The sequence below is a fragment of the Allomesorhizobium aridi genome, from assembly GCF_043769475.1.
Taxonomy (GTDB): Bacteria; Pseudomonadota; Alphaproteobacteria; order Rhizobiales; family Rhizobiaceae; genus Allomesorhizobium.
Genome location: NZ_CP171729.1, coordinates 1,316,631 through 1,339,190 on the forward strand (window position 1 = coordinate 1,316,631; position 22,560 = coordinate 1,339,190).

Below are 22,560 nucleotides of genomic sequence, written 5' to 3' on the forward strand. Positions count from 1 at the left end.
CTGTCGCGCTGAGATACCCTCCTAGTCGACCAGGGCCCCGCAAGTCATGTTGACGACGGCGCCGGTCATCGCGCGGGCGCGGTCGGATGCCATGAACGCTGCGACGTCCGCCACCTCGCCAAGTGTCGGCAGTCGCTTGAGCAGGGTTCCTTCCGCCGCACCTTGAAGCATTTCCTCAACGGTCATGCCGGCGCGCTCGGCAGCAGGCTGGAAGACTTCGCTACTGTGCGAGCCTCGCTTCAATGCCTCCGGAATAGCGTGGGGCTGCAGGCAAACGACACGAATGCCGCTTGGTGCGAGTTCTGCGGCCAGCAGCCGGGTCATGCCTTCCGTGACCGCACAGGCCGCGCCATAGCCGAGATAGCCAATGCCGGGCAGACGCGATCCTGGCGTCGATATGTTCATGATGACGCCCGAGCCTCTCTGCGCCATGAAACGAGATGCAGCCTTGGCGGTGATGAAGGCCGCCTTTGCGTAGGTCTCGATCGGAAGCATGAAATCCTTAAGAGAAAGCTCTGCCAATGGCGTCCCTTGCACGTGGGAAAAGCCAACCGCGTTCAGGGCAATGTCGATGCCGCCGGTCTCTCTTGCCACGGATTCGGCATGGTGCTCGACCGCCCGCTTGTCGAGGACATCGACGACGGCGAATTCGGCGGCGCCGCCCCGCCTGAGGATTTCCTGCGCGCTCGCCTCGAGCTTTTGCAGCGTGCGCCCAACAAGAAAGACCTTTGCACCCTCGCGGGCGAACGCCCCGGCCGCCGCCCCGCCGATCGCGCCGCTGCCTCCATAGACGATCGCGGTTTGTCCCCGTAACAGCATGATCGCACCCTTTCCCCAGTATTGATTGTTAATCGCAAGCAGTTGCATATTAAAATTGTTTCTGAGGAATGCAACCGGCCTTCTGAACGCGGCGAAGTCTCCGCCGACGCAAAATCTCATCGAGTTTGTCAGGCGCGCTGCGCACCGGCTGCGCCGCCGTGTCGCATGCTTCCTGTGAGCATGAATCCTCTTGTTCGATTGACTGCGAATGATCGTTCGCATAAAGGGAGAATGATCATTCGCATTAGATGAGAGCGAACGTTCGCTCTGGCGAGAAGGTACATGGAAGAATTGTCGAACAGCAGCAACGAATTGGCGGTCGCGGACGACACGCTGGAAACGCTGTCGCGCGCCGAACGCCGCGACCAGCAGATCCAGCGCATCCTTGACGCCGCCAAGGCGTGTTTTGTGCGTTCCGGCTTCCAGGGCGCGTCGATGCAGCAGATCTGCGCCGAAGTCGGCATGAGCCCAGGCGCGCTCTACCGCTATTTCCCGTCGAAGGAAGCGATCGTCGAGGCGATCTGCGAGGCCGACCGCCAGGACGACATGACCTGCTTCGGGGCTTTGCGTGATGCGACATCCGCCGTCGACGGGCTGATCGCAGGCGCGATGGCGCATATCGCCCATACCAGTATGAAGGGCAGCGCACCCCTGTTTGCGGAGATGCGCTCCGAATCCATGCGCAACGAGGCGATCCGGGCCACCGTCGACGGGCACAAGGGCGAGGTCGCCGCGATGATCGAGCCGCTTCTGGCGGCGGCGATCGAGCGAGGCGAGGTCAACCCGCCGGTCGAGCTTCCGATCCTGATGGCGGTGCTGATGTCGATCGGCGAGGGCATGGCGATCAATGATTTGCCGGCCCGGGGAGTGCCGCTCGACAAGCTGGAAATCGCTCTTCGCGCCATGATGGAAGGCATGCTTCGGCCGGCCAAAAACACTCCGGCCGAATAGCGGCCGTCCGACAACCTCAAGCCAATCTGGTTAAATCCCATGTCCCGCAATGCTGTTATTGCCCTTTCCCTCGGCGCGCTGCTTTCCGGCGCCGCGGCCATAGTCGGGTTGGCGCCGGCTTCCTTTGCCGCGAACGAGGCGGAACCCGCCGTCGTGCAGACGCCGCCGTCGATCCGCGTGACGCAGGCCGAGCGGCGGGAGCTTGTCGCAACGCTGACCGTCACCGGGACGATACTGCCGCGCGACGAAGCCGCGGCCGGCACCGACCTCAACGGCCTGACAGTCACCGCGCTGAATGCCGACGAAGGCGACATGGTGAAGAAAGGCGATGTGCTCGCCGTTCTCGACCGCTCCACGCTCGACACGCAGCTTGCGCAAATGCAGGCGAGCCGCGCTCAGGCGGAGGCCAACATCGCGCAGATGAATGCGCAGATCGGTGACGCGGAAGTCGGCGTCCGCCAGGCAAAGGACGCGCTCGATCGGGCGAAGGCGCTGCAGGCGAAGGGCGTCGCCACGCAGGCGCAGCTCGACAATGCGCGCCATGCCTTCGACAGCGCCAACGCCAAGCTGGTCTCGGCGCAGAAGGCGCTGGCCTCGTCGCAGGCGCAGCTTGCCGTCATCGACGCGCAAAAGGATAATGTGCTGCTGCAGATCGAGAAGACCGAGGTGAGGGCGCCCGCCGACGGCCTGGTGCTCGCCCGCGACGCCACGCTGGGCGGCATCGTTTCGGCCAGCAGCGGCCCGCTGTTCCGCATCGCCATCGGCGCGGAGTTCGAACTTGCGGCGACCGTCGCCGAGACGGCCCTGCCGAAACTCGCGACCGGCATGAGGGCGGAGATTTCGCTGGCCGGCGCCGACAAGACGATCGGCGGAAAAATCCGCCGGATTTCGCCCGAGATCAACAGCAAGTCGCGGCTCGGTTCGATACGCATCACGCTCGATCCCGGCAGCGCGGCCCATGCCGGCAGCTTTGCCCGGGGCGAAGTCGAGACGCTGCGCTCGAATGCCGTCGCCGTCCCCGCCTCGGCGGTGATCTTCCGCGGCGACAAGGCGTTCCTGCAGGCGGTTTCGGAGGGCAAGGTCGCGACCGTGCCGGTAGCGCTCGGCGCTCGCGCCGGAGGTTTCGTCGAAGTCGTGTCGGGCATCGAAGAAGGCCAGGAGATCGTGTCGCGCGCGGGCACCTTCGTCGCCGACGGCGATCTGGTGACGCCGATTCGCGGTGAAAAGACGGGAGCCATCCAGCCATGAACTTCTCCGCCTGGTCGATCCGCCATCCGATCGCGCCGATCCTGCTCTTCATCGTGCTCGTCGCCCTCGGGCTGATGAGCTTTTCGAAGCTGCCTGTTACGCGCTTTCCGAACATCGACGTTCCGATTGTCAACGTGACGGTGACCGATCCGGGGGTCGCGCCGAGCGAACTCGAGACGCAGGTGACCAAGCGTGTCGAGGACGCGGTCGCCAATATTTCCGGCGTCAAGAACGTCATCTCGACGATCACAGAAGGCAATTCGCAGACGCAAGTCGAATTCCGCCTCGAAGTGGACACCCAGACCGCCGTCAACGACGTGAAGGACGCGATCGAGCGCATCCGCTCCGACCTCCCGGCGACAGCCGACGAGCCGATCGTCAACCGCGTCGACGTCGAAGGCCAGGCGATCCTGACCTACGCCGTATCGGCGCCGGCAATGACGATCGAAGAGCTTTCGTGGTTCGTCGACGACACCGTCATCCGCAAGCTGCAGGGCCTGAAGGGCGTCGCCCGCGTCGACCGCTACGGCGGGGTGACGCGGGAGATCAAGGTAGAGATCGACCCGGACCGGCTGAACGCACTCGGCGTCACCGCCGGCGATGTGAACCGCGCGCTGCGCTCGGTCAATGCCGACATGACCGGCGGCAGCGGCGACTTCGGCGACCGCGACCAGTCGATCCGGACGCTCGGCGGCGCCAAGAAGATCGCCGACCTCGAAGCCCTCGAAATCCCGCTCTCGGGCGACCGCAAGGTGAGGCTCGCCGACATCGCCACAGTCAGCGATTCCTGGGACGAGCCGAAATCCTTCGCGCGGGTGAACAGCCAGACCGTAGTGTCCTTCGGCATCTTCCGCGGCAAGGGCGAAAGCGATGTCGAGGTCAACGAACGCGCCGCGGTCGCCATCGCCGACCTGCAGAAGGCGCATCCGGACGTGACGATCACCAAGGTCGACGATTCGGTGACCTATACGGAGGGCAACTACGATTCGGCGATGGAGATGCTGCTCGAAGGAGCGGCGCTGTCGGTGATCGTTGTCCTTCTCTTCCTGCGCGATTTCCGCGCCACCATCGTGGCCGCCGCCGCCTTGCCGCTGTCGATCATTCCGACCTTCTGGGCGCTCGACATGATGGGCTTTTCGCTCAACCTGGTCAGCCTTCTCGGCATCACGCTGGTGGTCGGCATCCTGGTCGACGACGCCATCGTCGAGATCGAAAACATCGTGCGGCACGTCAAGATGGGCAAATCGCCCTATCGCGCCTCGCTCGAGGCCGCCGATGAGATCGGCCTCGCCGTCATCGCCATCTCGGCCACCATCATCGCGGTGTTCGCGCCCGTCTCTTTCATGGGCGGCATCGCCGGCCAGTATTTCAAGCAGTTCGGCCTGACCGTCGCCGTCGCGGTGTTCTTCTCGCTGCTGGTGGCGCGCCTGATCACGCCGATGATGGCGGCCTATTTTCTGCGCGGCCACGGCCATGCCGAGCCGAAGCCGGGCGCAATCATGCGGGGCTATGTCGCGTTCCTGAAGACGACGCTGCGCTTCCGCTGGCTGACGCTCGCCGCCGGCATAGCCTTCTTCGCCGGCTCGATCTACGCGATGGGCTTCCTGCCGTCCGGCTTCATCCCGCGCGAGGATGCCAGCCGCATCGTGTTCTCGGTCGAACTGCCGCCAGGCAGCCGCCTCGATGACACGCGCCTGGCGACCGACGAAGTGACCAAGCTGATGCGCGAGGTTCCCGAGGTCGAGAACGTCTATGTAATCGGTGGCGCGAGCCCGACCGGCACGCTGGAGACGCGCCGCGCCACGGTCGTTGCCGACCTGAAGCACAAGTCCGAACGCGAACTGCCGCAGCACGAGATCGAGGAGATCCTGCTCCGGAAGATGGAAACGGTGCCGGACGTGCGCGCCTATTTCGTCAACGACCGCGGCGAGCGCGCGCTGGCCTTCGGCGTGATGGGTACCGACGGCGCCGTGCTCGATGAGCAAGCGCGGAAGATCCAGAGCGCGATGACGGAGACCGGCAAATTCCGCGCCGTCACCTCAAATGCCGCGCTCGACCGGCCGGAAGTCATCGTCATCCCCGATTTCGAGCGCATAGCCGAACTCGGCATCTCGACGGCGACGATTTCCGAGACGCTGCGCATCGCCACGATGGGCGACATAGACGAGAACCTCGCCAAGTTCACGGTCGGCGACCGCCAGATTCCGATCCGCGTGCAGCTGAACGAACTGGCGCGCGACGACCTGGCGGTGATCAGCCAGCTTCCGGTGCCGACGGCTTCCGGCGCTTCGGTGCCGCTCGCATCCGTCGCCGAAATCCGCTTCGGGCAGGGGCCTTCCTCGATCGCCCGCTTCAATCGCGAGCGCCGCGTCGTCATCGGCGCCGACATGGCGCAGGGGGCCGAGCTCAGCGAGGGCCTCGGCATCGTCTGGGCGCTGCCCGAAGTCAAGGACATGCCGGCAGGCACCCGCATCCAGGAGACCGGCGATGCCGAGATCATGGGCGAAGTGTTCGCAGGCTTCGCGACCGCCATGGGCACCGGCATCATGCTGGTTCTGGTGGTGCTGATCCTGCTGTTCGGCTCGGTGTTCCACTCCTTCACCATCCTGGGCTCATTGCCGCTCGCCATAGGCGGCGTGGTGGCCGGGCTGTGGCTGACCAATTCGGCGGTGTCCATGCCGGTTGTGATCGGCATATTGATGCTGATGGGCATCGTGACCAAGAACGCCATCATGCTGGTCGATTTCGCCGTCGAGGAGGTCAAGCAGGGCGTTTCACGGTCCGAGGCGATCATCGACGCCGGCAGAAAGCGCGCGCGGCCGATCGTCATGACCACCATAGCCATGTCGGCGGGCATGATCCCGGCTGCCCTGGCTCTGGGCGACGGCGGCGAGTTCCGCGCGCCGATGGCGATCGCGGTCGTCGGCGGCCTCTTGGTATCGACGCTGCTGTCGCTGGTCTTCGTGCCGTCCTTCTACACGATCATGGACGACGCGGCGATCGGGACGGCGAGACTGTTCCGCTGGCTGGTGAAGCCGAACCGGGCCGACGAGCTGAACGCGGAGCATATCGGCAACGTCCACGTCCTGCCCAAGCGCGAAGAGTTCCCGGTCGCGGCGGAGTAGGGCGCTTCGTCGGCGACAGGCTTTTCGCCCCCGCCTTTGCGGGAGGTGGTCGGCGAGTTGCGGCAGGGGCTGGTAGCCTCTATCGCTCCACGGGACGGGCCGGGTTGCCGACTACCGTCGCCCCGGCGGGCACATTCCTGGTCACCACCGAGCCGGCGCCGACGATGGCGCCGTCGCCTATCGTGATGCCGCCCAGAATGATGGCGCCGCCGCCGATCCACACGCGCTCGCCGATCTCGACCGGCCGGCGATCTCAAGGCCGGCGCTGCGCTGGACGGCGTCCCGGTGATGCTCGGCGCAGTAGATCTGGACGTTCGGGCCGAGCAACGATGATTTCCCGATCCTGACCCGCGCCGTGTCGAGAATGGTGCAGCCGGCATTGAGAAAAACCTTGTCGCCGAGCGTGATGTTGAAGCCGTAGGCGCAGTGGAACGGCGCTTCGATGCGGGCGCTTTCGCCCACCTGCGCAAACAGCCGCCGCAGCCCGGGACCCATGTTGCCGCGCTCGCCCGGCGGCAGGATGTTGTGCTCGTGCACCGCGTCGCGGGCCAGAACCCGCAGCGCCTCAAGTTCCGGGTCGATGCAGGTGTACCACTCCCCGGCGGCCATCTTTTCGCGTTCGCTGACGTTCACGGTACTCCTCCTGGCCGCTATGCCGGATGCCGAACCGCTAGCGCGGCCCGACGCCGGCGGCCGTGATCGAGTTGCCAGAGCGAATGCAGGACGAGCGCGGCGATCAGGATGGAACCGCCGATCAGGCTGTTCCTCGACGGCACTTCGGAGAAGATCATCCATACCCACACGGGAGCTAGCACCGTTTCGAGGAGGTAGAACATCGCAACCTCCGGGCCGGAAATGTATTTCGGGCCGGTGGCGAGGCAGAAGAAGGCGACCGGCATGATGATCGCGCCGTTGAAGATGATCCACCACGGCGCCTCGACGCGGAAACCGGTGTTCCGCACCATGACGAGCGCCACGCAAAACGGCAGTATGACCGCGATCAGCGCGGTAAATCCCATGTCCTTGCCGCTGGCCCGCGTGACGGTGATGGCCGAGGCGAGCAGGAAGGCGGAGGCAAGCGCCATGAGATCGCCGAGGAAATTGCCAGAGCCGATGGCGTCGCCGACGATGATAAGCACGCCGACGAGCATCGCCGCCATGGCGACCAGCGTGGCGGGCCTGGGACGCTCCTTCAGAAAGAGCCACGAGAGCAATGCGGCGAACATCGTGTTGAAGGCGAGGATGAAGACGAGATTGGCCGTCGAGGTGTTGTAAACGGCGAACATGAACGTGACCGAAACCAGTCCGTAGAGGGCGGCGACGACAAGGCCGGTACGGCCGGGCACGAGTTGCGGCGCGTCGCGCCGCGCGAGCCGCCAGACGCCCCAGATAGCCAGCGTGGCCGCGAAAGTGGTCACGCTTCTCAGAAGGAGGATGGACCAGGTGTCGCCATCGGCGAGACGGATCAGCGGGATATCGACGGTGAGGGTTAGGCCGCCGAGGGCGGTCAGCGCGAGGCCTCTCGCGTGATGGGACGAGGTGGCAGACACGGGGGGAGCTCCGATTGGGAAGGGAACGAGAATTGCCGGGCGGACAGCCGCTCAGACAGCCTCGCTCTCGTAGCGTTCCCAGCCCTTCGGCCCGAGATGTTCCTGCGGCAGAAAGCGCACTTTATAGTTCATCTTGCGCGAGCCGTTGACCCAATAGCCGAGATAGACATGGGGCAGGCCGGCGGCGCGGGCGCGCGCGATATGGTCGAGGATCATGAAGGTGCCGAGCGAGCGGTCCTCGAAGGCGGGATTGAAGTAGGAATAGACCATGGAGAGGCCGTCGGCCATCTTGTCGGAGAGCGCTACCGCGATCAGTTCGCCATGGCCCCTGCCGGTGATGAAGCTGTCGGGTCCGCGCTTGCGGTATTCGATGATCTTGGTGTCGACATGGGTGTCTTCGACCATCATGGCGTAGTCGAGCACGGTCATGTCGGACATGCCGCCCTTGCGGTGGCGGGCGTCAAGATAGCGCCGAAACAGCGAATATTGCTCGGTGGAGGGCTCGGCGTCATGTACGGCACCGATCAGGTCGGAATTGCGGTGTATGACACGCCGCATGTTTTTCGTCGCCTGGAACTCGCCGGCCAGGATCCGCACCGACACGCAGGCGCGGCAGGCCTCGCAGGCCGGCCGATAGGCGATGTTCTGCGAGCGGCGGAAGCCGCCCTGCGTCAGCAGGTCGTTCATCTCGGGGGCCTTGTCGCCGACAAGATGCGTGAACACCTTCCGCTCGAACTGGCCTTCAATGTAGGGGCACGGCGAAGGCGCGGTCAGGAAGAACTGCGGCGAGTGGGTGATGTGGTGCGTCATGGCGCGTCGGTTCGGCTCCCGCGAATAACCATAGCATGGCTGCGGCGGCGAAAAATTCAACTGGATAATCGCGCGTCGCGGACTTCTTCGGCCCGCCGCGGGTCCGTCAGCGGTCGGAACGCGTGACCACGGTGCCAAGAAGGAGGTCGTGCACCGTGCGTTTGCGGTCGGTAAACAGGGTCGCCAGCAGGATCAGCGGCGTCAATACAACGTTAAGGCCCCAAAACAGCACGGAGTGGACTACGGCCAGCATGCCGTCGACGCGGCTGCCGTCGGGTCTTTCGAGGCGGATGCCCATCATGCGCATTCCAACAGTCGCCTGGTTGCGGCCGCCCAGCGTGTTCCAGACATAGACGAGGGCCACGGCCGGCACGAGAATACCGAACAGCATCCAGCCGAGGCCGAGCGTCAGAATCCCAAAGATGGCGATCAGTATCGCGAACGGAATGGTGAGCAGCGCGACGATCAAATAATCGAGCAGGAAAGCGAACACGCGGCGCGTCAGCACGCCGTCATAGGCGCGCACGCCGTCAAGCCTGGTTTCGATGATCTCGCCGTCGAGAATTCGTGCGTTCATCATTCCTTCCTTCCGTCCCGCATGGGGCTGCACTTTCACATGGGTATGTGCCGGTCGATATCAAGATGTGGCCGGAAACGTGACGACGAAGCAGGCGCCGCCGCCGGGTGGCGATTCGTGGTGCACGGTTGCGCCGTGATGCAAGGCGATCTGGCGCACCAGCGACAGGCCGAGGCCCCAGCCGCCGGCCGTCTCGCTGCGGCCCTGTGGCCGGAAGAACGGTTCGAAGACGCGCTCGCCGGTTCCTTCCGGCAGGCCCGGCCCGTGATCGCACACCTTGAGCACCACCGAACTGCCTTCGGTCCTTACATGCGCGCTGACCGGCGGACCGCCATGTCTCTGCGCGTTCTGCATGAGATTGCGCACCAGCCGCGTGAGCAGTTTCGGGTCGCCTGACACGCCGCCGGGTTCGCCGGAGACGTCGACGCCGGAGCGCGCGCCTTCCTCCGCAGTGAGCGCCAGCAGATCCACGGGCTCCACCCGTTCCAGCTTCTCGATGTGGTCAAGCCGGCTGGCAAGCAGGATTTCCTCCACCAGCGCGTCGAGTTCGGAGAGGTCGCGCACGATCTCGTCACGCACCGGGCCGCTTTGTCCTTCCTCGTCGAGGTCGATCGCCATGCGCAGGCGCGCAAGCGGCGAGCGCAACTCGTGGCTGGCATTGGCAAGCAGCGAGCGGTGCGCGGCAAGCAGCCGCTCGATCTGCTCGGCGGCGCGGTTGAAGCTCGCCGCCACCGCCGCCACCTCGTCGTTGCCTCTCACGGCCACGCGCGTATCGAGAGCGCCTTCGCCCCAGCGATCCACGCCCTGGCGCAACGCTTCGAGGCGGCGTGTGAGGTGGCGCACGACCGGAAACGCGGCAAGCCCAATTACCCCGGCGATCAGCGCGAGATAGCCAAGGGGATTACGGCCCGCCGGGCCGAACGGCATTCTCAGCCGCGCCGCGACCACCCTTCCGTCCGGCAGCTTACTGACCAGCAGGTGATGCCCGCCGGGGTGCATCCTGCGCCTGAATCCGATCTCGTCCTGGGGGACCGGCCGGCCGGCCGCTGCAAGCAGCCGCCCCTGCGGGCCATAGACCGAGATGTCGGCATCGAAGGCGGCGGAGAGGCGCTGCACCGTCGCGTTCAACGAGGCGGGGTCGGAGTCCGCCGGCAGCATCGCCGCGATGAAGGCGTCGCGCCGGTCGCTCCAGCCGGCATGTTCGCGTTCCATGCCCATGCGCACGAACATCCCGCTGGCGATCGCCACGACCGCGAGGCTGGCCAGAACGGTGAGATAGATCTTGACGAAAAGGCTGTTGCGCATGGGCTATCTGTCACCGTCCTGGAAACGGGCAAAGACATAGCCCGCGCCGCGCACCGTGATGATGCGGCGAGGATGTTTCGGATCGGTCTCGATCGCGGCGCGGATGCGCGAGACGTGCACGTCGATCGACCGGTCGAACGCTTCCAGCTCCTCGCCTTTGACCATGTCCATGAGCTGCTCGCGCGACAGCGTGCGCCCGGCATTTTCGGCGAGCGCCACCAACAGGTCGAACTGGTAGCTGGTCAGCGGGCAGTCGCGCCCGTCGACGCGAGCGGAGCGCGACGCGGGGTCGATCTCCAGCCGCCCGAAGCGCAGGATGCGGGGCGAGGCGTTCGCGCCGGCGTTGCGCCGGCGCAGGATCGCCTTCAACCGCGCCAGCAGTTCGCGCGGATTGAAAGGCTTCGGCAGATAATCGTCGGCGCCGATCTCCAGCCCCACGATACGGTCGGTCTCGTCGCCTCGTGCGGTCAGCATCAACACCGGCACATCGGAGTTCGCGCGGATGCGCTTGAGCGCCTCGAAGCCGTCCATGTCGGGCAGCATGACGTCGAGGACCACGGCATCAGGCGACAGCCGCGCGATCTCGGCAATGCCTGCGCCCGCCGTCTCTGCCGCTTGCACGCGAAAGCCGTTGCCCGTCAGGTATTCCGCGAGCATGGCGGACAGGCGCCTGTCGTCGTCGACGATGAGAACCTGGTCCGCCATGCCCGTTCGTTTTGCTCCGATTCGAAACTGTGCCGGTACAGAGCTTACCAGCGGCGATGCCAGCCGCGATCCTCGAAATGTTCGAGCAATTCCGCGCGTTGCTCGGCCGTCAGCACCTCGGCGGCGTCGAGCAGGGCCGTCGTCAGCTTGCGCGAGGCCTCGTCGGCCGCCGCGATACGCTCGGCGCGCAGCTTCTCCGCTGCCTCGCGGTCGATGGTTGCGGCGCCGAGCAGTTTGGCGACATCGTCTCGCGTATCGCGGAAGCCCCGCATGATCGGGCGGACATCGTCATGGAGCTTGTCCATGATCGCCTCCAGCTTCTCTTCCTGTTCGGGTGTGGCGTCGATCTCCTCGAGCATGCGCTCGAAGTGGTGCCCGCCAAAACCCGGGCCGCCGAACCCCATGTGGTGGCGGAAATTGGCCTGCATGTGCATACCGGGTCCGCCGTCGCCCCAGCCCATGCCGAAGCTCTGCATGCGCTCGTAATCCTGGCTGAGCGCGCCGGCGACGCCGACGCCGGCAAGCACCACGATCGCAATGCCGCCTATGGCGATGCGCTTGCCCCAGCTCTTCTTCTGCGGGGCGCCGGAGAGGTCGGCCGGTTCCTGAAGGTTCGTTTCCATGATGCTGGTCCTTTCGCTAAAGCGGCATCTCTGCCGCGACTGGGCCAGACTAGGAGCGCAACGTTTCGGCCGTTGCGGGCGAATGTAAAGTTGTGTGAAGCCGACAAGGCGCTATTGCGGCGGGGAACCGGAGTGCTGCGGAAGGTATAAGCGCGGTCGCTGCCATCCGGCCGGTTGCCCGAACCGTGGCTAATCGCCGGCTGGAGGCGGCGCCGTCGAGCCGCGCACCACGAACTCGATGTCCAGGATTTCGCGCCGCGGCGTGCCGTCGAAATCGAGGATCGAGCGTACGGCTCGGCGGCCTATCTCGACGATCGGCTGCGCGACGGTCGTCAAGGGCGGGACGGAGAGGGCGCTTTCCGGCACCCCGTCGAAGCCGACGACGGAAACTTTCCCGGGGACGTCGATACCGCGCTCGCGCAACCATTCGAGCGCTGTCAGCGCCATCCGGTCGGACATCGCCAGTATCGCCGTCGGCGGCTGCGCCGACGCGAACAGGTGCTCCATGCCGGCGCGGGTGGACGCCTCGTCGTTCTCCGTTTCGTAGATCGGGACCGCCGTCACGTCGATCCCGTGCGCGGCAAGCTCCTCGAAATAGCCGCGGATGCGATCGCGCGTACCCGAATAGATGGCGTTTTGCGCCCGCTCCAGGGTCGTAGGCCCGTAGCCGGCCTCGATTGTCGGCAGCGCGAGAACGGCGAAGCGCCGGTGACCCAGCTTGGCGAGGTGCCGCGCCGCGATGCCCGCGCCGGCCACATCGTCGACGCCGATCGTAGCGATCGTTTCGTCGTGCTCGGCGAAATCCAGCGTAACGAAGGGCAGCTTGCGCTCGCGTGTCAGCTCTACCAGCCGCGAACCGCCTTCGACGCAGAAGACGATGAAGCCGTCAACGAGCGCGCTCTGGATGTTCCAGGCGAGCTGTTCCTGGTTGGCTGCCGATACCAGTGAGATGCCTGCGCCGGTGGCGTCGCACGCCTGGGATATGCCCGACATGACCGTGCGCGCGAAGGGATCGTCGAAGAAATAGGAGAGGGGCTCTGCGGTGGCGACCCCGATGGCGTTGACTTTGCCGGCGCGCAGCAGCCGGCCTTTCGGGTCCGGGCCGGCGTAGCCGAGCTTTTGCGCGGCGGCGAATACGCGTTCCCTCACCTCGTGCCGCACGATTTCCGGACGGCTGAACACGTTGGAAGCGGTTCCGTGCGAGACGCCGGCCTCCCTGGCCACATCCGCAAGCCTGACCGGTCTCGTCATTTGTTCTCCTTGCCACGATCGGGGCGTCGTTTTGGCCATAGCATAGTGCTTGGATCGATTCAAATTTTGCTTGACATTGTCGCTGATGAGGCTATTTTTGAATCGATCCAATCGAAGGCGTCATCAGCTGATTGGATCGATCCAACATGAAAGCGGAGGCTGCCATGCATCCCGTCAACTATTTGTTCGAAGACATCTACCGGAACCATTGGGGCATCCCGAAAGGCAATGCCTGGAATGAGCGCAAGCGTTGGTACGGCTCACGCCAGAGGCGCCCGGCCCGCGACGCAGCCGCTATTTGACGGGCCGGTTATTGAATCGATCCAAGCAATAGAGGAGGCTGACATGCACCCCGTCAACTATCTGTTCGAGGAAATCTACCGGAAGCACTGGGGCATACCGCGCCCGAAGCGCGACGAGGACGCGCTGAAGGAAGCGCCGGTCAGGCCACGGATACACCCGTTGCAGCGACTGTTTTGGCTGCCGTGAGGGCGGCGGAGCGATCTTTGAGTGATGGGCGACTGCTGTCGGGATGCTCGTCCTCCCGCGAAGCTGGAGCTCCCGATGCATTCGCAGGCAAGGAATTACGATTCGCGAGTTTGGTTGTCGCTGGCGAGCGATTTGGAGATGATTTCCGTGGCGGCGCGTAGCGCAGGCAAGCTGTCGACGACCACCGCCCAGACGATCGGGTCGGCAATCTTGTGATACTCATGCCGCAGCACGTTGCCTATGCCACGAACTTGCTTCCAGGGAACGTCCGGAGCAAGCGCAAGCAGATCGTCAGGTATGTGACGCGCAGCTTCGCAGATGATCTCCAAGCCGCGCTGGACGCCATGCTTCAACAGCCAGTCAGCCTGAAATTCTTCAAGCGTCTTTGCCGGCGGTCGCTGCCTCGATGCCGTCGAGCGCCTCCAGTATTTCCGCCAAGATGGGGCCGATCTTGCGCTTAGCCATCAGAACACGCGGATGGCCGAGCGCTCGATGTCTTCCTTCAGCATCGGATGGAGGCTGTCTCGTGTCGTGACGTCAACCTCCACCGCCATCTCCTCTTCGAGCAGTTGCTTGATGGCGATGAGATCGATCAGAGAAAACCGTCTGCTGGCGTCATAGTCGGTGAACAGGTCTAGGTCGCTGCGCTGGGATGTTTCGTCGCGTGCAGTCGAGCCGAACAGGTAGAGCGCCGTGGCGCCCATGCCCTTCACGGCGTTCGCGCTTTTCCGTAGCTTGCTGATGGCTTCAGTTTTGTTCATGCCCGACATCCTACAGCAATGCAGCGCTCGTATATAGAACGAGTCCTCTACCCCCGCAGCAGCTCCGCCACTTCCGGCGCGAAATAGGTCAAAATGCCGTCGCAGCCGGCGCGCTTGAAGGCGAGCAGGCTTTCCAGCATCGCCTTCTCGCCGTCGATCCAGCCATTGGCGGCGGCGGCCTTGATCATCGAATATTCGCCCGACACCTGATAAGCGAAGGTCGGCATCGAAAACTCGTCCTTCAGCCGGCGGATGATGTCGAGATAGGGCAGGCCCGGCTTGACCATGATCATGTCGGCGCCTTCGAGGATGTCCTGCTCGGCCTCGCGCACGGCCTCGTCGGAATTGGCGTGGTCGAGATAATAGGTTTTCTTGTCGCCCTTGAGCAGGCTGGAGGTGCCAACCGCCTCGCGATAGGGCCCGTAGAAGGCGGAGGCGAATTTCGTTGCGTAGGACATGATCGCCACGTCTTGGAAGCCGTTGGCGTCGAGCGCGTCGCGGATGGCGCCGATGCGGCCGTCCATCATGTCCGACGGCGCGATGATGTCGGCGCCCGCCGCTGCCTGGAGGACCGCCGCTGCGGTGACCTGCTCGACCGTCTCGTCGTTGACGATGATGCCGTCGCGCAGGATGCCGTCATGGCCGTGGCTGGTGAATGGGTCGAGCGCGGCGTCGGTGATGATGCCGATCTCGGGCACCGCGGCCTTGATGGCCCTCGTGACGCGGTTGATGACGTTTTCCGGGTCGAGGATATGCGAGCCGGTCTGGTCGCGGAGCGAAAGCTCGACATTGGGGAAGGTGGCAATGGCAGGGATGCCGAGCTTGGCCGCGCGCTCGGCTTCCTTCACGGCAAGATCGAGCGTCAAGCGGTAAACGCCCGGCATCGCAGGGATTTCTTCCCGGCGGCTTTCGCCGTCAATGACGAAGATCGGCCAGATCAGGTCGTCGACCGTTAACCGGTTCTCCTGGACGAGGCGGCGCGACCAGTCCGCCTTGCGCATTCGGCGCAGCCGGCGGCTGCCAGTGATTTCGTCGACCGAGCGGCTGCCGGCGGGCCTTGCGGGGGTGAACCTGTTCATCGGGCTTGTCTCCGGATTGCCGGGTTTCTAGCACCTGCGCCGGCGATAACCAATGCGGCAGCTTGTGCCAGCCGCTGTCCCTGAGCCTAATTAGGCGAACCGTTGCCCGACAGGATCTGGACCGCCCCGCGCATGGCGACGCGGAACGCCTCGTCGAAGCTGACGCCGCGAACCTGCCAGTAGTGGGTCTCTCCCGCCGGCGCGAGCCGCCAGTCAGCCACCCAGCCGAGATCCTCGTCGCTCCAGACGATGCTGCCGGCGAGCGCAAGGTCGCCGCCCGCCGCCTTGGCCTGGCCGTTCAACGCCGCCATGTCGGTATCTGACAGTGCCTCGAAATCCAGGCCGGCTTGGGTGAGATCGGCTTTCGGCGGCAGAAGGATCGTAATTGCGAGCGGTGTGGCTGCCGCATGGAATGATCTGCCCATATAAGGGCTGTCGCCGCCGTCGCTTGTAAGCGTGAAGGTCTTCGCATTCTGGCGCACACCGAGAAAGACGACCAGTCGGGGCCTTGGCGCAAGCCACGGTTTGCGCCCGAACGACTGGAGGACGGCGTCGATCTTGGTCCGGTCGAAGATGCAGGTGAGGTCGTGCGGGCGGTCGTAGGTGCCCTGTTCGTCATGGATGGGAATGCCCTCGAGCCGGTCGCGGTAGCGGAACGACGACACGAACTCGCCGGCTTTCGGAAGCAGATCCTCGAAGGCAGGCTCGCCCAGCAGCCGCTGGTCACCCGACACCTTCGCCACAACCTGGCGCAGGCAATCGGCGAAGCCGGGAATGCGGTTTTCCTCACTCTGGCCGGTCACGACAGCTTTCGCCTGGTAGAGCGCGTCGAGATCTTGCGCGGAGGCTGCGCCGGCAGTCGCCAGGGACAAATGAACGCCGCAGACAATCGCCCAGGCAATGCGCAAGATACCGGGCATATCCTCTCCCCTTCAAACCTGCCATTGACGCGCCCGTCCGCCCTCCTTTAGCACTGAACTCCCGACCAGGCTCGCAAAGGATTTTCGGAACGATGGATTTTGGCGGCGGCGATGAGATCCGTTTCGAGCGGACCGGCAAGGCCGGCATCGTCACACTGACCCGGCCGAAGGCGCTGAACGCGGTCACCCACGGCATGATCCGGGCGCTGAGCGCCGCGCTGAAGGCGTGGGAAGCCGATCCGGACGTGGCGGTGGTGGTGATCAAGGCCGAGGGCAAGGCGTTTTCGGCGGGCGGCGACATTCTCGACATCTACGAAGCCGGTCGCGCCGGAAATCCGCCGATCGACTTCTTCGCAGACGAGTACCGGCTGAACGCGGCGATAGCGCGCTTCAAAAAACCCTATGTCGCGCTGATCGACGGCATCGTCATGGGCGGCGGCGTCGGTGTGTCGTTCCACGGCTCGCACCGGGTGATGACGGAGAATGCGGTCTTCGCCATGCCGGAGGTCGGGATCGGCTTCTTCCCGGATGTCGGCGGCAGCTTTCTGCTCTCGCGTATCAAGGGCAGCTTCGGCATGTATCTTGGATTGACCGGCAGCCGCATCCGCTATGGCGACGCGCTGTGGGCGGGGCTCGCCACCTATGCGGTGGCCGCCTCGAAGCTCGACGGCCTGGTAGAGGAGCTCTGCGCCACGGGCCGGCCGGACACGGCGTTGAAGAAGATATGCCACATACCGCCGCGCGAGACGGACGACGCGACGCTGCACCTGATCGCGCAGTCGTTCTCCCGCGAGAAGCTGCGCGACCTGCTCACCGGCTTGCGCCGGCACGCGGCCGAGCCTGCCGGCGAATTTGCCGCGGCCGCGCTCGCCACCATCGAGAAACGCTCGCCGACCAGCGTCAACGTCGCCTTCCGGCAGATTAATATGGGCGCGATGCTCGACATGGACGAGTGCATGCGCATGGAGTTCAGGATCGTCAACCGCATGCTCCGCGGCCACGATTTCTACGAGGGCATCCGCGCCGCGATCATCGACAAGGGCTCGAAGCCCGAGTGGCGGCCGGCGACGCTCGACGCGGTCGATCCCGCCGCCATCGAGGCCTATTTCGCTCCCCTGCCGGGCGGGGACCTGGTTCTGTGAGCGTGTTCATGGACCGGAAGCCTGTGATCGGCGCTTCGGCGGCCGAACTGGCCTTCGGCTGGTTCCAGCGCATCATCGCCGGCTATTGTCTACTATTCGGCGTTCTCTATTGGGTGCGCCTGATCGGCTTCTATGACGGCCCGCTCTGGCGCTTCGACCTGATGCCGGTGCACTGGCAGATCGCGGCCGTCACGCTGTCGGTCTTCTATCCTTTTGCGGCCAGCGGCCTCTGGATGCTGGCGTCGTGGGGCCCGGTTATCTGGTTTATATGCGCGGCGACCGAGGTCGTCATGTATGCCGGCTTCCCCGACCTGTTCGGCGCGCGCCCGGCCATCGTCTGGTCGCACGCTTTCGTCGCGCTTCTCTACGTCGCCTTCCGCATCACCATCTTTATGCAGAAGCGGCGGCAGGCGCGACATGGTTAATTTTATCGATCTGCGTCATCGTTCATTAAGCCTCTTTCGAAAGCTTTCGCCGGTAAGGCCCTGTTAAGCCTAGCGTTTAAGTCGAATTTTATGTGCATTCGATAGTGTCGCGATCAAGGTGAGAAACAAAACAATCACCGGGCGACAAACGAGAGGCAAAGACAATGATCAATCCGCGTCCGGCGGCCAAGACCGCCAACGTATCCGACGATCGCCGCGATGCGATCCGCTCGCTTTACATGGAATCGCTGCAGCTTGTCGAACGGCTGCACCGCCGTTTGCTGGACGTCATCAAGGACGAATTCGACCGCAACGGCCGCAGCGACATCAACGCCATCCAGGCGCTGCTGCTCTTCAACATCGGCAACGCGGAACTGACCGCCGGCGAGTTGCGCTCGCGCGGCTATTATCTCGGCTCCAACGTTTCCTACAATCTGAAGAAGCTGGTCGATCTCGGCTTCATCAACCATCAGCGCTCGCGCATCGACCGCCGTTCGGTCCGCGTCAGCCTGACGCCGAAAGGCCAGGCGGTGGCTGAAGTGGTGGCGGGGCTCTACGAGCGCCATGTCGGCTCGATCGAGCAGGTCGGCGGCATCAACACCGATGAGTTCAAGCAGATGAACCGCGCCTTGCAGCGCCTCGACCGCTTCTGGAACGATACCATCGCCTACAGGATGTAAGGACCGGCTCGAATTTCGACAGCCAAACGCCGCCGGCCTTCTGCCGGCACCCATAGCGGCAAACGAGCAACACTCCTCAAGCAAAGCCCACGCCGGCGACGGTGCGGGCTTTCTTTTTGGCTTTCGTCAAGGCTGCGGGTCGGCCGCAGCCACGCTGCCGCCATAATCCAATGAAAATCCGGAAGCTGAAATATCCGTCAAGCCGGATGCCGCTTGCCGGCGCCCAGATCCTTCATTGCGTTCCAGGACAGGGCGACGGGGATTATGGTTGGCCATTTGTTAACGATGGCCGCCATAGAATCCGGATGAAATTCGTCCGTTGTCGAAACGCAGGATCGATGTCTGGAATGTCCATGAAAACAACTCGCCGCTTCTTCCTCTCCGGTGCGGGCGCGATCGCCGCAACTACATTCGCTGGCGCTGCCAGCGCCCAGGACGTGATCGGCGATATCCTCAAATCGTCGCGCCGCGGCAACTGGGACGACACGTTCGATGCCCGCGCCAGCGAGGGCGGCAAGGTCGCATCCAACCTGCCGATCTTCTCGCCGCAGACGGTTTCCTACATCGAGCAGGCGGTCGCCCGCTATCAGGGCATCGTCGCCCAGGGCGGCTGGCCGATCGTTCCGGCGACCAAGAAGCTGAAGCTCGGGGTCGTCGACCCCGATGTCGAGGCGTTGCGCAGGCGCCTGATGATCTCGGGCGACCTGTCGCAGAACGCCGGCATCTCGCCCGCTTTTGACACCTATGTCGACAGCGCTGTGAAGCGTTTCCAGGCCCGCCACGGCCTGCCGTCCGACGGCGTGCTCGGCCAATACTCCTTTGCCGCCATGAACGTTTCGGCGCCTGTACGCCTCGGCCAGCTCGAGACCAATCTGGTGCGGCTGCGCACCATGTCGGGCGATCTCGGCTACCGCTATGTCATGGTCAACATCCCGGCCGCTCAGATCGAGGCGGTGGAAAACGGCCGCGTGGTGCTGCGCCACACGGCGATCGTCGGCAAGATCGACCGCCAGACTCCGATCCTCAATTCCAAGATCAACGAGGTCATCGTCAATCCTTACTGGAACGCGCCCGAATCGATCGTGCAGAAGGACATCATTCCGCTGATGCGGAAGGATCCCACCTATCTGGCCAGCAACAAGATCAGGCTTTTCGGGCCCGACGGCCAGGAGGTCGATCCGACGACGGTCGACTGGTCGACCGAGGATGCGATGAAGTTCCGCTTCCGCCAGGATCCCGGCGCGGGCAACGCCATGGCTTCGGTCAAGATCAACTTCCCCAACCCGCATGCCGTCTACATGCACGACACGCCGCAGCAGAGCCTGTTTTCGAAGCTGATGCGCTTCGATTCGTCGGGCTGCGTGCGCGTCCAGAACGTGCGCGACCTGGTCACCTGGCTGCTGCGCGGCACCGAAGGCTGGGACCGCCAGCGCTTCGAGCAGACGATCAAGAGCGGCGAGAGCACGCCGGTACAGCTTACCGATCCGGTCCCGGTCTACTTCACCTACGTCTCGGCATGGTCGACCGGCGACGCGGTGGTGCATTTCCGCGACGACATCTATGCCCGCGACGGCGTGGACGAATTGCAAATTTCGTCGGCGCTGTAAGGGCACGCGAAAGCCGAAAGAGCCGCCTGCGGGCGGCTTTTTTGTGGGCGGCGACCAGTCGAGAAGGCATCACCATTCCTTCGCTCGTCCCTGCGGTCGCCTGGCGCAAAGCGGCTAGCAAATTTCGCGGCGCGAGCGTGGCGGGACCTCGGCAACTGTGCTAATTGCCGGCTCACCGTGAAGCCCCGGACCCAGCGTCCGCCCCATCGAGGATTGAACCGTTATGGCAACAGCAGCAGTGGCCGCCGCCCAGCATTTCGAGACCTTTTTCGGAGCCGAACTGGCGGAGACGGATCCGGAGATTTTCGGCGCCATCCGCCAGGAACTCGGCCGCCAGCGCCACGAGATCGAGCTGATCGCCTCCGAAAACATCGTGTCGCGCGCCGTGCTCGAGGCTCAGGGCTCGATCATGACCAACAAATATGCCGAGGGCTATCCGGGCAAGCGCTACTATGGCGGCTGCCAGTTCGTCGACATCGCCGAGGAACTGGCGATCGAGCGCGCCAAGAAGCTGTTCGACTGCAATTTCGCCAATGTGCAGCCCAATTCCGGCAGCCAGATGAACCAGGCGGTGTTTCTGGCGCTGCTGCAGCCGGGCGACACCTTTATGGGCCTCGACCTGAATTCGGGAGGGCACCTGACGCACGGCTCGCCGGTCAACATGTCCGGCAAATGGTTCAAGGTCGTGTCCTACGGCGTGCGCAAGGACGACCACCTGCTCGACATGGACGAAGTGGCGCGGCTGGCGCGCGAGAACAAGCCGAAGCTGATCCTGGCTGGCGGCACCGCCTATTCGCGCATCTGGGACTGGAAGCGGTTTCGCGAGATCGCCGACGAGGTGGGCGCCTGGCTGATGGTGGACATGGCCCATATCGCGGGCCTCGTGGCGGGCGGCATGCACCCGTCGCCGCTGCCGCATGCGCATGTCGTGACGACGACGACGCACAAATCGCTGCGCGGCCCCCGCGGCGGCATGATCCTGACCAATGACGAGGACATCGCCAAGAAGATGAACTCGGCGGTGTTCCCGGGCCTGCAGGGCGGGCCGCTGATGCATGTCATCGCCGCCAAGGCGGTCGCTTTCGGCGAGGCGCTGAAGCCGGAATTCAAGGTCTATGCCCAGAATATCGTGGCCAACGCCAAAGCACTGGCCGACAGCCTGAAATCCACCGGCCTCGACATCGTCTCGGGCGGCACCGATAACCACCTGATGCTGGTGGACCTGCGCCCCAAGAACGCCACCGGCAAGCGCGCGGAGGCCGCACTCGGCCGCGCCAACATCACCTGCAACAAGAACGGTATCCCGTTCGATCCGGAAAAGCCGTTCGTGACCTCCGGCATTCGCCTCGGCACACCGGCCGGTACGACGCGCGGCTTCGGCGCGGCCGAATTCCGCGAGATCGGCAACCTGATCGCGGAAGTGCTCGACGGGCTGAAGGCGGCAAACTCGGACGAGGGCAACGCGGCCGTCGAGACCGCGGTCAAGCAGAAGGTGATGGCGCTGACGGAGCGGTTCCCGCTCTATCCGTATCTCGGGTAAGTTGTCGGGACGCGGCTCGGTGTGTGGCCCCGTTGAGCTGAATCGATGACTCCGTACCACAAACTTCTAGGGTTCGAAGCGCTCTATCTCGAAGATAGCTATGTCATAGACGTCCGCGAGACTGACCGTTCAGTGATGTTTGTCATGGATTTAGTGTTAACCGAGCAGCATCCGGCCTATCAGCCGCCCAAGCCGAATGAACAATATTGTTACCATCGCAGGCAAATCGAGTTCGTCGGCCTGGAAACAGTGAACTGGATACGTCGGGAATTTCGGCCCACGACGGACCCGGACGGATCTGTCGATTACGGAAACATCGCGATCTTTCAAAGCACTGGTACTGCTTACCAATTGGCCGGCGAATGGGGCGAAGTGCATATTGGAGCGGCTGGCGCGGTGGTGGCACTGTATTGACCGCTTTGACTCGGGCGTGAAAGGCACTAAGCCTTTGCCGATCCGAGAATCGCTGCAAAACAAAGGCCGTCCATGCGCTGCCCCTACTGCCAGTCGGAAGATACGCAGGTGAAGGACTCCCGTCCCGCCGAGGATGGGGCAGCGATCCGCCGGCGGCGGGTTTGCCCGGATTGCGGCGGCCGCTTCACCACCTTCGAGCGCGTGCAGTTGCGCGACCTCGTCGTCGTCAAGAAGTCGGGGCGTAAAGTGCCGTTCAGCCGCGACAAGCTGCTGCGCTCGATGGAGATCGCGGTGCGCAAGCGCAATGTCGATCCCGAGCGCATCGACCGCGCGGTGACCGGCATCGTGCGCCAGCTCGAAAGCTCGGGCGAGACGGAAGTGACGTCTGGCGAGGTCGGCCGGCTGGTTATGGAGGCCCTGAAGGCGCTGGACGACGTCGCCTATGTGCGTTTCGCCTCGGTCTATCGCAATTTCCGCGAGGCCAAGGACTTTCACGAGGTGCTGGGCGAACTCAAGGGCGACGAGGACGGCGGCTGAGC

Annotated in this window: 24 protein-coding genes and 1 pseudogene; 12 read left to right on the plus strand and 13 right to left on the minus strand. The window is 64.3% G+C overall.

Annotated features, from left to right (window positions below):
* Positions 1 to 21: 21 nt before the first annotated feature.
* Positions 22 to 819, minus strand: coding sequence for an SDR family NAD(P)-dependent oxidoreductase (locus ACG873_RS08370; RefSeq protein ID WP_394891303.1), 798 nt, complete (start codon positions 817 to 819; stop codon positions 22 to 24).
* A gap of 282 nt (positions 820 to 1,101) precedes the next feature.
* On the opposite strand from ACG873_RS08370, the gene ACG873_RS08375 reads away from it, so the two are divergent.
* From ACG873_RS08375 to ACG873_RS08385, 3 genes are read left to right on the plus strand one after another with little or no spacing between them, the layout of a single operon-like run.
* Positions 1,102 to 1,770 (plus strand): TetR/AcrR family transcriptional regulator, encoded by a 669-nt coding sequence (locus tag ACG873_RS08375; RefSeq protein WP_394891304.1) that lies wholly within the window; start codon positions 1,102 to 1,104, stop codon positions 1,768 to 1,770.
* Positions 1,771 to 1,809: 39 nt separating this feature from the next.
* On the plus strand, positions 1,810 to 3,018 hold the full coding sequence (locus ACG873_RS08380) for an efflux RND transporter periplasmic adaptor subunit (RefSeq protein ID WP_394891305.1): 1,209 nt from the start codon (positions 1,810 to 1,812) through the stop codon (positions 3,016 to 3,018).
* The gene (locus ACG873_RS08385; RefSeq protein ID WP_394891306.1) at positions 3,015 to 6,143 is read left to right on the plus strand and encodes an efflux RND transporter permease subunit; all 3,129 of its coding nucleotides are present in this window, start codon (positions 3,015 to 3,017) and stop codon (positions 6,141 to 6,143) included. The genes ACG873_RS08380 and ACG873_RS08385 overlap by 4 nt, the downstream gene beginning before the upstream one ends.
* Positions 6,144 to 6,222: 79 nt before the next feature.
* Here the strand turns inward: ACG873_RS08385 and ACG873_RS08390 are convergent.
* The 8 genes and pseudogenes from ACG873_RS08390 to ACG873_RS08425 all read right to left on the minus strand — a co-directional run bounded on the left by ACG873_RS08390 (position 6,223) and on the right by ACG873_RS08425 (position 12,964).
* Positions 6,223 to 6,776 (minus strand): annotated as a pseudogene (locus ACG873_RS08390) (sugar O-acetyltransferase).
* A gap of 17 nt (positions 6,777 to 6,793) precedes the next feature.
* Positions 6,794 to 7,693, minus strand: a complete 900-nt coding sequence (locus ACG873_RS08395) for a DMT family transporter (RefSeq protein ID WP_394891307.1) — start codon at positions 7,691 to 7,693, stop codon at positions 6,794 to 6,796.
* A 51-nt stretch (positions 7,694 to 7,744) separates the two neighbouring features.
* Positions 7,745 to 8,503 (minus strand): arginyltransferase, encoded by a 759-nt coding sequence (locus tag ACG873_RS08400; protein WP_394891308.1) that lies wholly within the window; start codon positions 8,501 to 8,503, stop codon positions 7,745 to 7,747.
* Between the two features lie 106 nt (positions 8,504 to 8,609).
* Positions 8,610 to 9,080, minus strand: a complete 471-nt coding sequence (locus tag ACG873_RS08405) for an RDD family protein (RefSeq protein ID WP_394893407.1) — start codon at positions 9,078 to 9,080, stop codon at positions 8,610 to 8,612.
* A 60-nt stretch (positions 9,081 to 9,140) separates the two neighbouring features.
* Positions 9,141 to 10,385 (minus strand): sensor histidine kinase, encoded by a 1,245-nt coding sequence (locus tag ACG873_RS08410; protein WP_394891309.1) that lies wholly within the window; start codon positions 10,383 to 10,385, stop codon positions 9,141 to 9,143.
* A gap of 3 nt (positions 10,386 to 10,388) precedes the next feature.
* Positions 10,389 to 11,090, minus strand: coding sequence for a response regulator (locus ACG873_RS08415; RefSeq protein ID WP_394891310.1), 702 nt, complete (start codon positions 11,088 to 11,090; stop codon positions 10,389 to 10,391).
* A 44-nt stretch (positions 11,091 to 11,134) separates the two neighbouring features.
* On the minus strand, positions 11,135 to 11,713 hold the full coding sequence (locus ACG873_RS08420) for a Spy/CpxP family protein refolding chaperone (RefSeq protein WP_394891311.1): 579 nt from the start codon (positions 11,711 to 11,713) through the stop codon (positions 11,135 to 11,137).
* 189 nt (positions 11,714 to 11,902) lie between these two features.
* Positions 11,903 to 12,964 carry a LacI family DNA-binding transcriptional regulator gene (locus ACG873_RS08425; protein WP_394891312.1) on the minus strand — a complete coding sequence of 354 codons (1,062 nt, stop codon included), beginning with the start codon at positions 12,962 to 12,964 and terminating at the stop codon, positions 11,903 to 11,905.
* Positions 12,965 to 13,110: 146 nt separating this feature from the next.
* On the opposite strand from ACG873_RS08425, the gene ACG873_RS08430 reads away from it, so the two are divergent.
* On the plus strand, positions 13,111 to 13,266 hold the full coding sequence (locus ACG873_RS08430; RefSeq protein ID WP_394891313.1) for a hypothetical protein: 156 nt from the start codon (positions 13,111 to 13,113) through the stop codon (positions 13,264 to 13,266).
* A 43-nt stretch (positions 13,267 to 13,309) separates the two neighbouring features.
* Positions 13,310 to 13,453 (plus strand): hypothetical protein, encoded by a 144-nt coding sequence (locus ACG873_RS08435; RefSeq protein ID WP_394891314.1) that lies wholly within the window; start codon positions 13,310 to 13,312, stop codon positions 13,451 to 13,453.
* A gap of 95 nt (positions 13,454 to 13,548) precedes the next feature.
* Here ACG873_RS08435 and ACG873_RS08440 read toward each other — a convergent pair whose 3' ends face one another.
* The 4 genes from ACG873_RS08440 to ACG873_RS08455 all read right to left on the minus strand — a co-directional run bounded on the left by ACG873_RS08440 (position 13,549) and on the right by ACG873_RS08455 (position 16,213).
* A complete protein-coding gene (locus ACG873_RS08440) occupies positions 13,549 to 13,806 on the minus strand; it encodes a DUF86 domain-containing protein (RefSeq protein WP_394891315.1) in 258 nt (85 codons plus the stop codon).
* Between the two features lie 111 nt (positions 13,807 to 13,917).
* A complete protein-coding gene (locus tag ACG873_RS08445; RefSeq protein ID WP_394891316.1) occupies positions 13,918 to 14,214 on the minus strand; it encodes a nucleotidyltransferase family protein in 297 nt (98 codons plus the stop codon).
* 47 nt (positions 14,215 to 14,261) lie between these two features.
* Positions 14,262 to 15,293: a porphobilinogen synthase gene (gene hemB / locus ACG873_RS08450; protein ID WP_394891317.1), complete on the minus strand. Its 1,032-nt coding sequence runs from the start codon at positions 15,291 to 15,293 to the stop codon at positions 14,262 to 14,264.
* Positions 15,294 to 15,379: 86 nt separating this feature from the next.
* Complete coding sequence (locus ACG873_RS08455) at positions 15,380 to 16,213, minus strand: DUF2066 domain-containing protein (protein ID WP_394891318.1); 834 nt, start codon at positions 16,211 to 16,213, stop codon at positions 15,380 to 15,382.
* Between the two features lie 92 nt (positions 16,214 to 16,305).
* Between ACG873_RS08455 and ACG873_RS08460 the strand changes: the two genes are divergently transcribed.
* The 7 genes from ACG873_RS08460 (at position 16,306) to nrdR (ending at position 22,558) form a co-directional block, all read left to right on the plus strand.
* Complete coding sequence (locus ACG873_RS08460; protein WP_394891319.1) at positions 16,306 to 17,355, plus strand: enoyl-CoA hydratase/isomerase family protein; 1,050 nt, start codon at positions 16,306 to 16,308, stop codon at positions 17,353 to 17,355.
* Positions 17,356 to 17,363: 8 nt separating this feature from the next.
* Positions 17,364 to 17,780, plus strand: coding sequence for a DUF6163 family protein (locus ACG873_RS08465; protein WP_394891320.1), 417 nt, complete (start codon positions 17,364 to 17,366; stop codon positions 17,778 to 17,780).
* A gap of 164 nt (positions 17,781 to 17,944) precedes the next feature.
* Complete coding sequence (gene ldtR / locus ACG873_RS08470) at positions 17,945 to 18,460, plus strand: transcriptional regulator LdtR (protein ID WP_394891321.1); 516 nt, start codon at positions 17,945 to 17,947, stop codon at positions 18,458 to 18,460.
* A 353-nt stretch (positions 18,461 to 18,813) separates the two neighbouring features.
* The gene (locus tag ACG873_RS08475) at positions 18,814 to 20,067 is read left to right on the plus strand and encodes a L,D-transpeptidase family protein (RefSeq protein ID WP_394891322.1); all 1,254 of its coding nucleotides are present in this window, start codon (positions 18,814 to 18,816) and stop codon (positions 20,065 to 20,067) included.
* Between the two features lie 223 nt (positions 20,068 to 20,290).
* Positions 20,291 to 21,607 (plus strand): serine hydroxymethyltransferase, encoded by a 1,317-nt coding sequence (gene glyA / locus ACG873_RS08480; RefSeq protein ID WP_394891323.1) that lies wholly within the window; start codon positions 20,291 to 20,293, stop codon positions 21,605 to 21,607.
* Positions 21,608 to 21,652: 45 nt separating this feature from the next.
* Positions 21,653 to 22,021, plus strand: a complete 369-nt coding sequence (locus tag ACG873_RS08485; RefSeq protein WP_394891324.1) for a hypothetical protein — start codon at positions 21,653 to 21,655, stop codon at positions 22,019 to 22,021.
* A gap of 72 nt (positions 22,022 to 22,093) precedes the next feature.
* Entirely contained in the window at positions 22,094 to 22,558 is a 465-nt protein-coding gene (nrdR, locus tag ACG873_RS08490) for a transcriptional regulator NrdR (RefSeq protein WP_008836717.1), read from the plus strand.
* Positions 22,559 to 22,560 lie beyond the last annotated feature (2 nt).

Excerpts from the sequence above, each read along its gene's own strand:
- ACG873_RS08385 (WP_394891306.1), top strand. The coding sequence starts at position 3,015 with ATGAACTTCTCCGCCTGGTCGATCCGCCATCCGATCGCGCCGATCCTG.
- ACG873_RS08460 (WP_394891319.1), top strand. The coding sequence starts at position 16,306 with ATGGATTTTGGCGGCGGCGATGAGATCCGTTTCGAGCGGACCGGCAAG.
- nrdR (WP_008836717.1), top strand. The coding sequence starts at position 22,094 with ATGCGCTGCCCCTACTGCCAGTCGGAAGATACGCAGGTGAAGGACTCC.
- ACG873_RS08475 (WP_394891322.1), top strand. The coding sequence starts at position 18,814 with ATGAAAACAACTCGCCGCTTCTTCCTCTCCGGTGCGGGCGCGATCGCC.
- ACG873_RS08380 (WP_394891305.1), top strand. The coding sequence starts at position 1,810 with ATGTCCCGCAATGCTGTTATTGCCCTTTCCCTCGGCGCGCTGCTTTCC.
- ACG873_RS08485 (WP_394891324.1), top strand. The coding sequence starts at position 21,653 with ATGACTCCGTACCACAAACTTCTAGGGTTCGAAGCGCTCTATCTCGAA.
- ACG873_RS08370 (WP_394891303.1), bottom strand. The coding sequence starts at position 819 with ATGCTGTTACGGGGACAAACCGCGATCGTCTATGGAGGCAGCGGCGCG.
- ACG873_RS08400 (WP_394891308.1), bottom strand. The coding sequence starts at position 8,503 with ATGACGCACCACATCACCCACTCGCCGCAGTTCTTCCTGACCGCGCCT.
- ACG873_RS08420 (WP_394891311.1), bottom strand. The coding sequence starts at position 11,713 with ATGGAAACGAACCTTCAGGAACCGGCCGACCTCTCCGGCGCCCCGCAG.
- ACG873_RS08445 (WP_394891316.1), bottom strand. The coding sequence starts at position 14,214 with ATGAACAAAACTGAAGCCATCAGCAAGCTACGGAAAAGCGCGAACGCC.
- ACG873_RS08375 (WP_394891304.1), top strand. The coding sequence starts at position 1,102 with ATGGAAGAATTGTCGAACAGCAGCAACGAATTGGCGGTCGCGGACGAC.
- ACG873_RS08415 (WP_394891310.1), bottom strand. The coding sequence starts at position 11,090 with ATGGCGGACCAGGTTCTCATCGTCGACGACGACAGGCGCCTGTCCGCC.
- glyA (WP_394891323.1), top strand. The coding sequence starts at position 20,291 with ATGGCAACAGCAGCAGTGGCCGCCGCCCAGCATTTCGAGACCTTTTTC.
- ldtR (WP_394891321.1), top strand. The coding sequence starts at position 17,945 with ATGATCAATCCGCGTCCGGCGGCCAAGACCGCCAACGTATCCGACGAT.
- ACG873_RS08410 (WP_394891309.1), bottom strand. The coding sequence starts at position 10,385 with ATGCGCAACAGCCTTTTCGTCAAGATCTATCTCACCGTTCTGGCCAGC.
- ACG873_RS08465 (WP_394891320.1), top strand. The coding sequence starts at position 17,364 with ATGGACCGGAAGCCTGTGATCGGCGCTTCGGCGGCCGAACTGGCCTTC.
- ACG873_RS08430 (WP_394891313.1), top strand. The coding sequence starts at position 13,111 with ATGAAAGCGGAGGCTGCCATGCATCCCGTCAACTATTTGTTCGAAGAC.
- ACG873_RS08435 (WP_394891314.1), top strand. The coding sequence starts at position 13,310 with ATGCACCCCGTCAACTATCTGTTCGAGGAAATCTACCGGAAGCACTGG.
- ACG873_RS08455 (WP_394891318.1), bottom strand. The coding sequence starts at position 16,213 with ATGCCCGGTATCTTGCGCATTGCCTGGGCGATTGTCTGCGGCGTTCAT.
- hemB (WP_394891317.1), bottom strand. The coding sequence starts at position 15,293 with ATGAACAGGTTCACCCCCGCAAGGCCCGCCGGCAGCCGCTCGGTCGAC.
- ACG873_RS08425 (WP_394891312.1), bottom strand. The coding sequence starts at position 12,964 with ATGACGAGACCGGTCAGGCTTGCGGATGTGGCCAGGGAGGCCGGCGTC.
- ACG873_RS08405 (WP_394893407.1), bottom strand. The coding sequence starts at position 9,080 with ATGAACGCACGAATTCTCGACGGCGAGATCATCGAAACCAGGCTTGAC.